Below are 11,581 nucleotides of genomic sequence, written 5' to 3'. Positions count from 1 at the left end.
GATATGCTCGCCTCAGGCCGCGGCGGCTGCTTGCTGCAAGGAGGAGGGGGGAGCGGATGCGTCAGAGTCTCGCGGTGCTCATGTTAGGACTGTCGGCGCTTGCTCTCAGCGGATGTACAAGTCAGCTTCAGCCCGATCTCCCACCGACCCCGACCTCGACCTCGACAGAGTTGCAACCGACCCCGTCCGGAGCGCCCCTGCCGACGAAGACGGCTGCTCCCGAAGCGTCGACGATGGTCATCGGCGGCGGAGCCGTCACGGTCCGAGACGGCTCCAATGCCGTGCTCGCCACCTTTCACTATGACCACGACGCGCAGGAAGCAATCGCTTACTTGCAAGCTTTGTTTGGGCCCGCGAACGAGACCGGCTCCGCAGGTGGCTACGAGAGCCCGCCTGCAACCTACTACGATTGGGGCGGGTTCCGTCTTACCGACCAATCCATAGGGGGCTCGGATCCATACTGGCCGGACTTCTATCTTCAAGTCACCGTAGAGAGCCTCGATGGAGTTCATATCGAGGCTGTCGGTGGTCCGGCAATTGGTTGGCCGACCACGAAAGTCGAATCCATGTTCCCCGACGACGTCGCGCACCTGTCCTCCGGGACGCCCGGGATAGAGACGTCCTGGGTTCGAGTCGATCCAGTCCCAGCTGCTCCTATTGCAGGCACGGACACAACAGGTTGGAACCTCGCGGTCGCCGTGATCTCCGACGCCAGCGATTCAGTTACGAAGCTCTGGGCTCCATTAGCCAACTACGGTGTCTGACGAGCCGCCCGGAGGTCAAGGGTGGCGCAGTGCCGCGCGACGACGCTCGAGGTAGCGGCGCTCGGGGCCGTCCGGTGCGAGCGCTATCGCGTCCTCGTAACGCACGGCGGCGGCATCCGCTCGTCCGAGCCGGCGCAGGAAGTCGGCCTGCGCCGCCGGCAGCAGGTAGTAGTGGTCGAGCGAACCGGAAGCCGCGACCGCGTCGACGGCGGCGAGGCCCGCGGCCGGGCCGTGCGCCATCCCACGGGCGATCGCCGCGTTGAGCGAGACGACCGGGCTCGGGTCAAGTCGGGCGAGCACCGCGTAGTAGTCGGCGAGCCGGATGTAGTCGGTGGCCTCGGGCGACGGCGCCACGGCGTGCACGGAGGCGATGAGGGCGAGCAGTTGGTAGTGGTCGTAGGTGCCGTGCTTGGCGGCGACATCGAGAGCGGCGATGCCCTGACGGATCAGCGTGGCGTCCCACAGGGTGCGGTCCTGGTCGTCGAGGGAGACGATCTCGCCGTCCAGCCCCCTGCGCGCCGCGTGCCGACTGTGCTGCAGGAGCATGAGCGCGAGCAGCCCGTATGCGGCGCCTTCCCTCGGCATGAGGTCGCAGATCAGCCGTCCGAGGCGGATGGCCTCACCCGCGAGCGCCGAATCGTGCTCGGTGTCGTCGGTGAGCGTGTAGCCGGCGTTGAAGACGAGGTAGATCACGGCAAGCACGCCGCTCAGTCGCTCGGCGAGCTGCTCGGGCGGCGGCACGCGATAGGGGATGCCGGCGTGCGTGATCTTGCGTTGCGCTCGCACCAGCCGTTGCGCCATGGTCGGCTCGCTCACGAGGAACGCCCGCGCGATCTCCGGCGTGGTGAGCCCGGCGACGGTTCGGAGCGTCAGTGCCACGCGCGCCTCGAGCGGCAACGCCGGGTGGGCACAGGTGAAGATGAGCCGCAGCCGGTCGTCGATATCGTCGGACGGGGTCTCGTTCAGGCGTTCCATCACGGCGACCTCCTCCATCTTGGTCAGCTCGGTATTGCCGCGCCTGATGCGATCGAGGGCGGCCCGGCGTGCGACGGTGGTGAGCCACGCACCGGGGTTGTCGGGCACGCCCGATGATGGCCAGGTCGCGAGGGCTTTCTCGAAGGCGTCCTGGGCCGCGTCCTCGGCCAGTGACCAGTCGTGCGTGGTGCGGATGAGGGAGGCGACGATGCGGGACCATTCGCTCGAGTGGACTCGCGCCACCGCCTCCCCGACCGCATCAGCCATCGAAGCTCACGACGCGTCGCCGAGGTCGAGGTTCAATGACCACACTGGCCGGATCTCCACCTGGCCGTAGCGGGCCATCGGATGCCGTGATGCCAACTCGATCGCGGCGTCGAGGTCGGCTGCCTCGAGGATGCCGTATCCGGCGATCCACTCCTTCGACTCGGTGAACGGTCCGTCGGTCACGATGGTCCGTCCCCCTCGGCGAGTGACCGTGGTGGCGTCCTCCGGTGGTCGCAGTCGTTCGCCGCCGAGGTCGGCTCCGATCGAGCGCGTGTGCTGGACCCACTGGACGATGTCGTCCTCCTCGGCAACGTACGGGTCGCCATCCTCCGCGGTCGCGAACAGCAGCAGGTACTGCATCTCACTCCCCTTCGTCAGAGCCGTCGAACGGCCAGAAGGCACGCACCTCGATTCGACCGTACCGAGCCATCGGATGCCGGGACGCGACGTCGATCGCATGCTCGAGGCTTTCGCACTCGAGGATGTCGTACCCGGCGATCCACTCCTTCGCCTCGGTGAACGGCCCGTCGGTGACCATCAGCTCACCTCCCCGCAGGCGGAGCGTCTTCGCCTCCGACGCCGGGCGCAGCCGCTCGCCGCGCACCCGCACTCCGCTGGCGTCGTTCTCCCGCACCCACTCCTCGACGTTGTCTTCGACGTCGGTGTCGGGTTCGGGATCGGTCGCCACGAACATCATGTACTGCATCGCGTTCTCCTTCGTTGTCGTCACGCTATGACAGTGCGACGAACGGCGGAACGCTCATTTCGACACCCGGCAGAAACTTTTTTCGCCGAGCGTGCGCGAGAACGCAGGCGTTGCGGGTCTCGAGGGAGCCGGACCCGCAAGAACTGCGTTCTCGGCGACGGTGTCGGAGGGAGCGCTCAGGCGAACAGGCGCTGGAGGCGCTGAACACCCTCGAGCAGCGGCTCGTCGCCCAGCGCATAGCTGAGCCGCAGGTAGCCGCTCGGGCCGAACGCCTCACCGGGAACCACAGCGACCTCGGCCTGCTCGAGGATGAGGTCGGCGAGCTCGAGTGATGTCGTCGGCGTCACCCCGCCCCATTCGCGGCCGAGCAGCCCGGTCACGTCGGGGTAGACGTAGAAGGCGCCCTCTGGGGTGGGCGTGACGACGCCCGGGATCTTGTTCAGCTCGCGGACGATGAGCCGGCGCCGGCGATCGAACGCCTGCCGCATCTCCTCGACCGTGTCCTGCGGGCCGTTGAGTGCCTCGATCGCCGCGCGCTGCGAGATGTTGGAGACGTTGGACGTCAGATGCGACTGCAGGTTGGCGGCGCCCTTGATGGCGTCGGCCGGGCCGACCATCCATCCGAGCCGCCATCCGGTCATCGCATAGGTCTTGGCGACCCCATTGACCAGGATGGTCCGGTCTGCCAGTTCAGGGACCGCGTCGACGATCGACACGGCGCGCACGCCGTCGTAGGTGAGGTTCTGGTAGATCTCGTCGCTGATCACCCAGAGGCCGTGCTCGAGCGCCCACTCGCCGATCTCGCGAGTCTGCTCGGGAGAGTAGACGGCTCCGGTCGGGTTGGAGGGAGAGACGAACAGCAGCACCTTCGTCTTCTCGGTGCGCGCGGCCTCGAGCTGCTCGACGGTGACGAGGTAGCCCTGGTCGCTGCCAGCGAAGACGTCGACCTGCACGCCGCCGGCGAGCTTGATCGCCTCGGGGTAGGTCGTCCAGTACGGGGTGGGGACGAGTACCTCGTCGCCCGGGTCGAGTAGGGTCTGGAAGGACTGGTAGACGGCCTGCTTGCCGCCGTTCGTGACGATCACCTGGCTCGGCGACACCTCGAGTCCCGAGTCGCGCAGCGTCTTCGCGGCGATCGCCTCGCGCAGGTCGGGCAGCCCGACGGCAGGCGTGTAGCGGTAGTTCTTCGGGTCGTGGACGGCTGCGAGGGCCGCCTCGACGATGTGCGCGGGAGTGGCGAAGTCCGGCTCGCCGGCCGCGTAGCTGATGACGGGCCGCCCGGCAGCCTGCAGCGCCTTCGCCTTGGAGTCGACCTTGAGCGTGGCGGACTCGGCGATGGCGGAGATTCGGGCGGAGATGCGGGCCTTCTCGGTCATGTCTCGAGCATATCCGGGACGGATCCGAGCCGCCCGGGCCGACTGTCGTCGCCGCGGATACAGCGGCACTGTCCGCCCCCGCTGCGCGCGCCGCCCCGCTCGGGGTGAGCTCCGTCGCATCGGTTTCACTATCGCGAGGGCGTCCCGTAGACTTATCGAGGTTGCCTAATCCAGCCATGCTTCTCTGCGCCTATTTTCGGTGCAGCGGGCCGGCAGGGGCAGGGGATCCCGGCATCCGGTGGATGCCATAGGGCGGTGGCTCAATTGGTAGAGCAGCGGTCTCCAAAACCGCAGGTTGCAGGTTCAAGTCCTGTCCGCCCTGCACGTCGGCGCTTCGAACGCCGGCCCCACGAAAGGTATACGAGGTGGCCCGGAAAGTAATCGAGGAGCCCAGCGAGGACATCGTCGCCAACGCGAAGAAAGACCGCGACACCAAGCGCGGTCCGTTCGCGCGTATGTCGCTGTTCATCCGCCAGGTCCTCGCCGAGCTCAAGAAGGTCGTCACCCCGACCCGCAAGGAGCTGCTCAGCTACACCGGAGTCGTGCTGGTCTTCGTGGCCATCATGATGGCGCTCGTTTCCGGCCTCGACTGGGTGTTCGCACTCGTCGTGGCCTTCGTGTTCGGAACGCCCCAGGGCTGACCGGACCGCACAACAGATAGAGGATTGAAAGCACGTGTCTAAGACCGAGCACGACGACGTCGACTGGGCGACCGCTGCAGAGCAGTCGTCCGAGGATGACGAGGCCCAAGAGGGCAACACCCTCGCACACGACGAGGAAGCCGTGGAGAACGCCGAGAGCGGCGCCATCCACGTCGTCGACGACGAGGGCAACGACATCGACCTCGATGCCGTGCTCGACGCCATCGCCGACGCCAACGACCCCGAGGCCGACGCCGTCGTGGACGACGCCCTCGAGGTGGACACGGCGGATGAGGCAGAGGCCGCTCTCGAAGCGACCGAGGACGCCACGGCGGAGTTCGCTGCCGAGGATGCAGCCGAAGCCGAGGAAGAGGTCGCACAGGACCCTTACGAGGCATTCCGCCAGGACCTCCGCTTCGCGCCCGGCAAGTGGTACGTCATCCACTCCTACGCGGGCTTCGAACGTCGCGTGAAGTCGAACATCGAGAACCGTCGCACCTCGATGGCCATGGAGGACTACGTCTTCCAGGTCGAGGTTCCGATGGAGGACGTCGTCGAGATCAAGAACGGCCAGCGCAAGATGGTCACCCGTGTGCGCATCCCGGGCTACGTGCTCGTGCGCATGGACCTCAACGAGGACAGCTGGTCGGTCGTTCGGCACACCCCCGGTGTGACCGGCTTCGTCGGCAACTCGCACAACCCGACCCCGCTGCGGTTCGAGGAGGCCTTCGGCATGCTGAAGAGCCTCGTGCAGGTCACCGAGGCCCCGGCTGCCAAGGGTTCCGGCTCGCGCGGCTCGTCGGGCGCCCAGCGTGTCATCCCGGCCGAGGTCGACTTCGAGATCGGCGAGACCATCACCATCAAGGAAGGCTCGTTCGCGGGCCTGCCCGGTTCGATCAGCGAGATCAAGCCCGAGAGCGGCAAGCTCACCGTGCTCGTCTCCCTGTTCGAGCGCGAGACCCCGGTCGAGCTCAGCTTCGATCAGGTCACCAAGCTCTAAGACATTTCGCAGGGCGTCCTCGATACCATCGAAGGTCGCCTTCGCGCTGACAGATCACCGCCGCCCAGATCGGGCGCGCGGGAGAGCGCTCCGGCATCCGGAGTGCTCGACAAGGAAAGAGAGATAACAATGGCACCGAAGAAGAAGGTCACTGGTCTGATCAAGCTTCAGATCAAGGCCGGCGCAGCCAACCCCGCACCGCCCATCGGCCCGGCCCTGGGTCAGCACGGCGTGAACATCATGGAGTTCTGCAAGGCCTACAACGCGGCGACCGAAGCCCAGCGCGGCAACGTCATCCCCGTCGAGATCACCGTCTACGAGGACCGCTCGTTCACGTTCGTCCTGAAGACCCCGCCTGCCGCCGAGCTCATCAAGAAGGCCGCCGGCGTCGCCAAGGGTTCCGGCGTACCGCACACCACCAAGGTCGGCAAGCTCACCTCCGCACAGGTGCGCGAGATCGCCGAGGCCAAGATGGTCGACCTCAACGCCAACGACCTCGACGCTGCGTCGAAGATCATCGCAGGCACCGCCCGCTCGATGGGCATCACGGTCGAGTAGACCACCTCTCACCAGACATTTCGTGGCAGCGCCCGCCAGGCGCAGATGACCACACTCTCTCAAGGAGAAACAACATGGCACAGAAGTCCAGGGCCTACCGCGCCGCGGCCGACAAGATCGAAGACGGCAAGTTCTACACCGCGACGGATGCCGTCGCCCTCGCCAAGCAGACCGGCTCGGCCAAGTTCGACTCGACCGTCGAGGTTGCGCTGAAGCTCGGCGTCGACCCGCGCAAGGCAGACCAGATGGTGCGCGGCACCGTCATCCTCCCGCACGGCACCGGCAAGACCGCTCGCGTCATCGTGTTCGCGACCGGTGCGGCTGCCGAGGCTGCGATCGCCGCAGGCGCCGACGAGGTCGGAGGCTCCGACCTGATCGAGAAGGTCGCCGGCGGCTACACCTCGTTCGACTCGGCCGTCTCGACGCCCGAGCTCATGGGCCAGGTCGGTCGTCTCGGAAAGGTGCTCGGCCCGCGCGGCCTCATGCCCAACCCGAAGACCGGAACCGTCACGCCCGACGTGGCCAAGGCAGTCTCCGACATCAAGGGCGGAAAGATCGAGTTCCGCGTCGACAAGCACGCCAACGTGCACTTCGTCGTCGGCAAGTCCTCGTTCTCGCAGGAGCAACTCGACGAGAACTTCGCCGCGGCGATCGAAGAGGTCCAGCGCTTGAAGCCGTCCAGCGCCAAGGGCCGCTACATCCAGAAGGGTGCCGTGTCGACCACGTTCGGCCCCGGCATTCCGCTGGATGTCAACGTTCTCTGAGCGCAAGCATCATCAGGAGGGGCTCGTCGTTCGCGGCGGGCCCCTTCGGCGTTCTCGGGGTCTCCTGCCGCCGGTCGCAGAGTGGACGACCGTAAGAAGGCATCTCGTCGATCGTATGAAGGCAACGCGGATCCAGGCCCTCATCCGGCGCCTTATCAACGACGAGTGTGCCTTCATACGGTAGTCGGGAGGGGAGCTGGGGGAGCAGGATGTTGTCATGGGCGAACTCGACGACTACCTGGCGACTCTCGACGAGGCGGAACGTGCTGTCCTCACGGGCATCCGCCAGCGGGCGCAGGAGCTCGTGCCCGACGCCGACCAAGGCATGAGCTACGGCATGGCCGCGCTCCGCCATCGCGGGCGTTCCCTCGTGGGATTGGTGGCGACCAGGAACCACCTGTCCATGTTCCCGTTCAGCCCCGCTGTCGTCTCGGCGGTCGCGGACGACCTCGAGGGCTACTCGCTGTCGAAGGGCACCATCCGCTTCAGCGTCGAGAAGGCATTGCCCGCGAACATCGTGGACCGCGTCATCCTGCTCCGCCGCGCCGAGATCGACGCCGCGCTCGACTGATCACGGGTCAGCCTGCATCGTCTGACCGCTCGGGTCTGACCGTTCACGTCAGCGCACGTCTGACCGCTCGCGTGAGGCTGCTCGCATGAGCCCGCGCGCGTCTGACCGCACGCGACAGGCCGCCCGCGTCTGATCGCGCCTCGGCCTTCGCGTCAGCCGGCCGGACTACACCGCGTCGGCTTCGCGTCAGCCCGCCCGGACTAAACCGCGTCGGGCGACGGCGGAAGGTCCTCGCCGACCTCGCCGTTCTCGGCCGCCTGCTGGTCTGCGTCGGCGGAGTCGGTGAGGTTGTCGTCCATGTCGGTGTCGAGCGGGCTGTCGGTGTCCGAATCGACGAACGGCACGTCGTCGTTGGTGGAATCGCTCATGGGCTGCACTCCTTCGTAGTGCTCGCGGATGCTCGAGCGAGGTTCGCCGAGTGCCGCTCACGTTAGCGCCGTCGTCTCCCTCCCACGAGGGGTTGCGGACGGGGCACGCGTGCCGGCTGAGCGGAGTCACCACCTCGTTTACAGGACGAGAGCCGAGCGACCCACTGTGCAGCGGGTGGCCGGCGTCTCGTCCTGCAAACGCGGCGGGAAGGAGTCAGCCGACGCGGATGAGCTTCTTGTTGACGAACTCGTCGGCGCCCAGACGGCCCATCTCGCGGCCGGTGCCCGAGCGCTTCACGCCGCCGAACGGGAGCTCGACCCCGTCCGCGAGCACGACGTTGACGAACACCATGCCCGCCTCGATCTGGTCGGCGACCCGCTGGGCCTGCTCGGCATCCGTCGTGTAGACGTACGAGCCGAGGCCGAACGGGATGTCGTTGGCGAGGGCGATCGCCTCGTCCTCCGAGCCCACCTTGTAGACGGATGCGACGGGTCCGAAGAACTCCTCGTGGTAGGCGTCGTTCTCGGGCGTGATTCCGGTGAGCACGGCCGGGGCGAAGTAGTTGCCCTGACGCTCGCCGGTGGAGTGCAGCTCGGCTCCGCCGGCGACGGCGCGGTCGAGTTGGTCCTGCAGGCGGTCGGCCGCTGCGGAGGAGGAGAGCGGGCCGAGCTTGCTGTCCTCGGAGCTCGGGTCGCTCGGCTGCACCGCGCCGAGGGCGGCGGTGAACTTGTCGAGGAATGGCGTGTAGAGCTCGTCGAGCACGATGAACCGCTTGGCGGCGTTGCAGGACTGGCCGCTGTTGTCCAGGCGCGCGGCGACGGCATCCTCGACCACCTTGTCGAGGTCGTCGGCCGAGAGCAGGATGAAGGGGTCGGACCCGCCGAGCTCCAGCACGACCTTCTTGAGGTTGCGTCCGGCGATCTCGGCGACGGCGGCACCGGCGCGCTCGGAGCCGGTGAGCGAGACGCCCTGCACGCGACGGTCGCCGATGGCGTGCTCGATCTGCTCGTTCGTGGCGTAGATGTTGACGTAGACGCCGTCGGGGAAGCCGGCGTCGGCGAAGATCCGCTCGATCGCCTCGGCGGACTCCGGGCACTGCGGGGCGTGCTTGAGCAGGATGGAGTTGCCGATGATCACGTTGGGGCCGGCGAAGCGGGCCACCTGGTAGTACGGGAAGTTCCACGGCATGATGCCGAGGAGCACGCCGAGCGGGCCACGGCGGATGACGGCGCTCCCGTCTCCGGCGAGCAACTCGACCGGCTGGTCGGCCAGCACGTCGGGGGAGGTGTCGGCGTAGTAGCGGTAGATGTCCGCGGCGAAGTCGACCTCGCCGTAGGCCTGCTCGAGGGGCTTGCCCATCTCGCGCACGATGATGGCGGCGAGTTCGTCTCGACGCTCCGTGTGCAGGTCGCCGACGCGACGGATGAGCGCCGCGCGTTCCTCGACGCTCGAGGTGCGCCCCCAGCTGCGGTAGGCGCCATCCGCACGGCCGATCGCCGCGTCGAGGTCGGCATCGCTGATCGTGGGGTAACTCTTGAGAGTCTCGCCCGTTGCGGGGTTGATGACGGCGTAGTCGGTCATGGGAGTCCTTTCTCCGGTGCTCCGAGCGGCAGCGCTGAACGAGCGCCCGCCATCCGGCATGTCACCTGCCAGCCTAGGCGAGTGTCGGGCGGATGTCATCTCGAATCCGATGGTATCCACGGGGCGAGTGCCATTTCACGACGCAATCCGAACCTGAACGCGCCAACGACCACGAAATCCGTGGAAAGACGCATCGCAGCGAGGACCGGAGCCAAGACGGGTCGCGCTCGCCGCCGTCGCATCCCGACCAGAATGGCACCCATGAGTCTCATCGTCGACACCGTCTTCGACCTCGATGCCCTTCTCACCGATGAGGAGCGCGCGTGGCAGGCGAGGGCGCGTGCCTTCGCGACCGAGCGCATCCTGCCCATCATCGACGCGGACTTCGAGAACAAGCACTTCCGCCGGGAGCTGGTGCCCGCGCTGGCGGAGGCGGGCTTCCTCGGCATGCACATCGAGGGCTACGGATGCGCCGGGGCCGGCGCGGTCGCATACGGTCTGGTCTGCCACGAACTCGAGGCGGCCGACAGCGGCTGGCGCACGTTCGTCTCGGTCCAGGGTTCGCTGGCGATGTCGGCCATCGCCAAGCACGGCTCCGAGCAGCAGAAGCACGAGTGGCTGCCGCGGATGGCGCGCGGAGAGGCGATCGGATGCTTCGCGCTCACGGAGCCGGCGGGCGGCAGCGATCCTGCGGCGATGAGCACGACGGCGCGGCGCGACGGCGACGACTGGGTGCTCGACGGAGCGAAGCGATGGATCGGACTGGCGAGCATCGCGGATGTCGCCGTCGTGTGGGCGAAGGACGAGGACGGGGTGGTCCGAGGCTTCCTGGTGCCCACCTCGGCCGACGGGTTCACGGCGACGCCCATCGACGGCAAGTTCGCGATGCGCGCGTCCATCCAGTGCGATGTCACCCTCGAGAGCGTTCGGGTGCCGGCATCCGCGATGCTCCCCGAGGCCCGTGGGCTGTCCGCCCCCTTCCAATGTCTCAATGAGGCGCGCTACGGCATCGTCTGGGGCGCGATGGGTGCTGCGCGCTCATGCCTCGAGGCGGCCATCGGGCGGTCGCGCACGCGTGAGGTCTTCGGTGCTCCGATCGGCGCCCGCCAGCTCGTGCAGGGCGCACTGGCCGACATGTTCGTCGAGTACGAGAAGGGCATGCTGCTCGCGCTTCACCTCGGCCGGCTCAAGGAGCGCGGAGCCATCACGCCGGCCCAGATCAGCGTCGGCAAGCTCAACAGCGTGCGCGAGGCGCTCGAGATCGCCCACCGTGCGCGGGCCCTGCTCGGCGGCGACGGCATCACCGACGCATTCCCGGTCATGCGGCACGCCGCCAACCTCGAGGCTGTGCGCACCTATGAGGGAACGGATGAGATCCACCAGCTCGTGCTCGGACGGGAACTGACGGGCATCGCCGCGTTCTCCTGACCCGTGGCCCGGGATGACGAAGCGCCCCTGCACCGGCTGGTGAGGGGCGCTTCGTGCGTCGTGCTAGTTGATGCCGGGGATGTGGAGCCAGCCCAGCGCCAGCACCAGCCAGATCACCAGCAGGATGCCCGCGACGATGGCGATCGTGTAGCGCGCGCGACCCGTGATGGCGGCGATCAGGAGCACGATCAGCGTCACGATGGCGAGCGTCACGGCACCGAACGGGATGCCCGTCAGGAACAGCGCCAGCACGAACAGGGCTGCGGCGATGATCTCGACGACGCCGAGGATGGAGGTGCCGCGACCGCGAACGCGCATGATGCCGTCGATGACGGCGAGAACGCCGCCGACGGCGCCGATGAGGAGGAGCCAGGAGATTGCAACCACGGAGGGATGTCCTTAATGTGTGAGGGTGAGGGAGTGCGCCGCTGTGGCGGCGCTGCATCACGTTAGCGGATGCCGTGACCCCGCGGTGACACTTGCGTGGAAACCGGCTTTCGCGCTATCCATCCGGTCGCACAACGCAGGAACGGAGGCGCGTCGCGGGCCCGCGCGCGGCGGTCGCGGCGCACGACACGCGC

General features: G+C 67.5%; 14 protein-coding genes and 1 tRNA gene. 8 read left to right on the top strand and 7 right to left on the bottom strand.

Translation table 11 applies throughout. From position 1 onward, the window contains the following. Nucleotides 1-233 precede the first annotated feature (233 nt). Nucleotides 234-764, top strand: coding sequence for a hypothetical protein (locus E6C70_RS15825; RefSeq protein WP_136425474.1), 531 nt, complete (start codon nucleotides 234-236; stop codon nucleotides 762-764). Nucleotides 765-779: 15 nt separating this feature from the next. Here E6C70_RS15825 and E6C70_RS15820 read toward each other — a convergent pair whose 3' ends face one another. The 4 genes from E6C70_RS15820 to E6C70_RS15805 all read right to left on the bottom strand — a co-directional run bounded on the left by E6C70_RS15820 (nucleotide 780) and on the right by E6C70_RS15805 (nucleotide 4,088). Continuing rightward, nucleotides 780-2,006, bottom strand: a complete 1,227-nt coding sequence (locus tag E6C70_RS15820) for an RNA polymerase sigma factor (protein ID WP_136425473.1) — start codon at nucleotides 2,004-2,006, stop codon at nucleotides 780-782. A gap of 6 nt (nucleotides 2,007-2,012) precedes the next feature. Next, nucleotides 2,013-2,366, bottom strand: coding sequence for a YciI family protein (locus E6C70_RS15815; RefSeq protein WP_136425472.1), 354 nt, complete (start codon nucleotides 2,364-2,366; stop codon nucleotides 2,013-2,015). Nucleotide 2,367: 1 nt separating this feature from the next. Further along, on the bottom strand, nucleotides 2,368-2,736 hold the full coding sequence (locus E6C70_RS15810; RefSeq protein WP_328590869.1) for a YciI family protein: 369 nt from the start codon (nucleotides 2,734-2,736) through the stop codon (nucleotides 2,368-2,370). Nucleotides 2,737-2,888: 152 nt separating this feature from the next. Further along, nucleotides 2,889-4,088, bottom strand: coding sequence for a pyridoxal phosphate-dependent aminotransferase (locus tag E6C70_RS15805; RefSeq protein ID WP_136425471.1), 1,200 nt, complete (start codon nucleotides 4,086-4,088; stop codon nucleotides 2,889-2,891). A 249-nt stretch (nucleotides 4,089-4,337) separates the two neighbouring features. Between E6C70_RS15805 and E6C70_RS15800 the strand changes: the two genes are divergently transcribed. From E6C70_RS15800 to E6C70_RS15775, 6 genes are all read left to right on the top strand, one after another. Next, nucleotides 4,338-4,410 (top strand) — tRNA-Trp (locus E6C70_RS15800). Between the two features lie 43 nt (nucleotides 4,411-4,453). Then, the gene (gene secE / locus E6C70_RS15795; protein ID WP_136425470.1) at nucleotides 4,454-4,729 is read left to right on the top strand and encodes a preprotein translocase subunit SecE; all 276 of its coding nucleotides are present in this window, start codon (nucleotides 4,454-4,456) and stop codon (nucleotides 4,727-4,729) included. Nucleotides 4,730-4,763: 34 nt separating this feature from the next. Further along, nucleotides 4,764-5,729: a transcription termination/antitermination protein NusG gene (gene nusG, locus E6C70_RS15790; protein WP_136425469.1), complete on the top strand. Its 966-nt coding sequence runs from the start codon at nucleotides 4,764-4,766 to the stop codon at nucleotides 5,727-5,729. 129 nt (nucleotides 5,730-5,858) lie between these two features. Next, nucleotides 5,859-6,287, top strand: a complete 429-nt coding sequence (gene rplK / locus E6C70_RS15785; RefSeq protein ID WP_136425468.1) for a 50S ribosomal protein L11 — start codon at nucleotides 5,859-5,861, stop codon at nucleotides 6,285-6,287. A 74-nt stretch (nucleotides 6,288-6,361) separates the two neighbouring features. Next, on the top strand, nucleotides 6,362-7,051 hold the full coding sequence (rplA, locus tag E6C70_RS15780) for a 50S ribosomal protein L1 (protein ID WP_136425467.1): 690 nt from the start codon (nucleotides 6,362-6,364) through the stop codon (nucleotides 7,049-7,051). Nucleotides 7,052-7,268: 217 nt separating this feature from the next. Further along, complete coding sequence (locus tag E6C70_RS15775; protein ID WP_136425466.1) at nucleotides 7,269-7,622, top strand: iron chaperone; 354 nt, start codon at nucleotides 7,269-7,271, stop codon at nucleotides 7,620-7,622. Nucleotides 7,623-7,822: 200 nt separating this feature from the next. On the opposite strand, the gene E6C70_RS16790 is transcribed toward E6C70_RS15775, so the two are convergent. Both E6C70_RS16790 and E6C70_RS15770 read right to left on the bottom strand, forming a co-directional pair. Continuing rightward, nucleotides 7,823-7,990 carry a hypothetical protein gene (locus E6C70_RS16790; protein ID WP_168770990.1) on the bottom strand — a complete coding sequence of 56 codons (168 nt, stop codon included), beginning with the start codon at nucleotides 7,988-7,990 and terminating at the stop codon, nucleotides 7,823-7,825. A 214-nt stretch (nucleotides 7,991-8,204) separates the two neighbouring features. Beyond that, nucleotides 8,205-9,572 carry an NAD-dependent succinate-semialdehyde dehydrogenase gene (locus E6C70_RS15770; protein WP_136425465.1) on the bottom strand — a complete coding sequence of 456 codons (1,368 nt, stop codon included), beginning with the start codon at nucleotides 9,570-9,572 and terminating at the stop codon, nucleotides 8,205-8,207. 261 nt (nucleotides 9,573-9,833) lie between these two features. Here E6C70_RS15770 and E6C70_RS15765 point away from each other — a divergent pair, with 261 nt between their 5' ends. Continuing rightward, the gene (locus E6C70_RS15765) at nucleotides 9,834-11,000 is read left to right on the top strand and encodes an acyl-CoA dehydrogenase family protein (RefSeq protein ID WP_136425464.1); all 1,167 of its coding nucleotides are present in this window, start codon (nucleotides 9,834-9,836) and stop codon (nucleotides 10,998-11,000) included. 63 nt (nucleotides 11,001-11,063) lie between these two features. Here E6C70_RS15765 and E6C70_RS15760 read toward each other — a convergent pair whose 3' ends face one another. Beyond that, complete coding sequence (locus E6C70_RS15760; RefSeq protein WP_136425463.1) at nucleotides 11,064-11,387, bottom strand: hypothetical protein; 324 nt, start codon at nucleotides 11,385-11,387, stop codon at nucleotides 11,064-11,066. Nucleotides 11,388-11,581 lie beyond the last annotated feature (194 nt).

It is taken from the genome of Orlajensenia flava (genome assembly GCF_004801905.1).
GTDB classification, from domain to species: Bacteria; Actinomycetota; Actinomycetes; order Actinomycetales; family Microbacteriaceae; genus Orlajensenia; species Orlajensenia flava.
The sequence above is the reverse complement of the archived record's forward strand: the minus strand, read 5'-3'. Positions and strand labels throughout refer to the sequence as shown.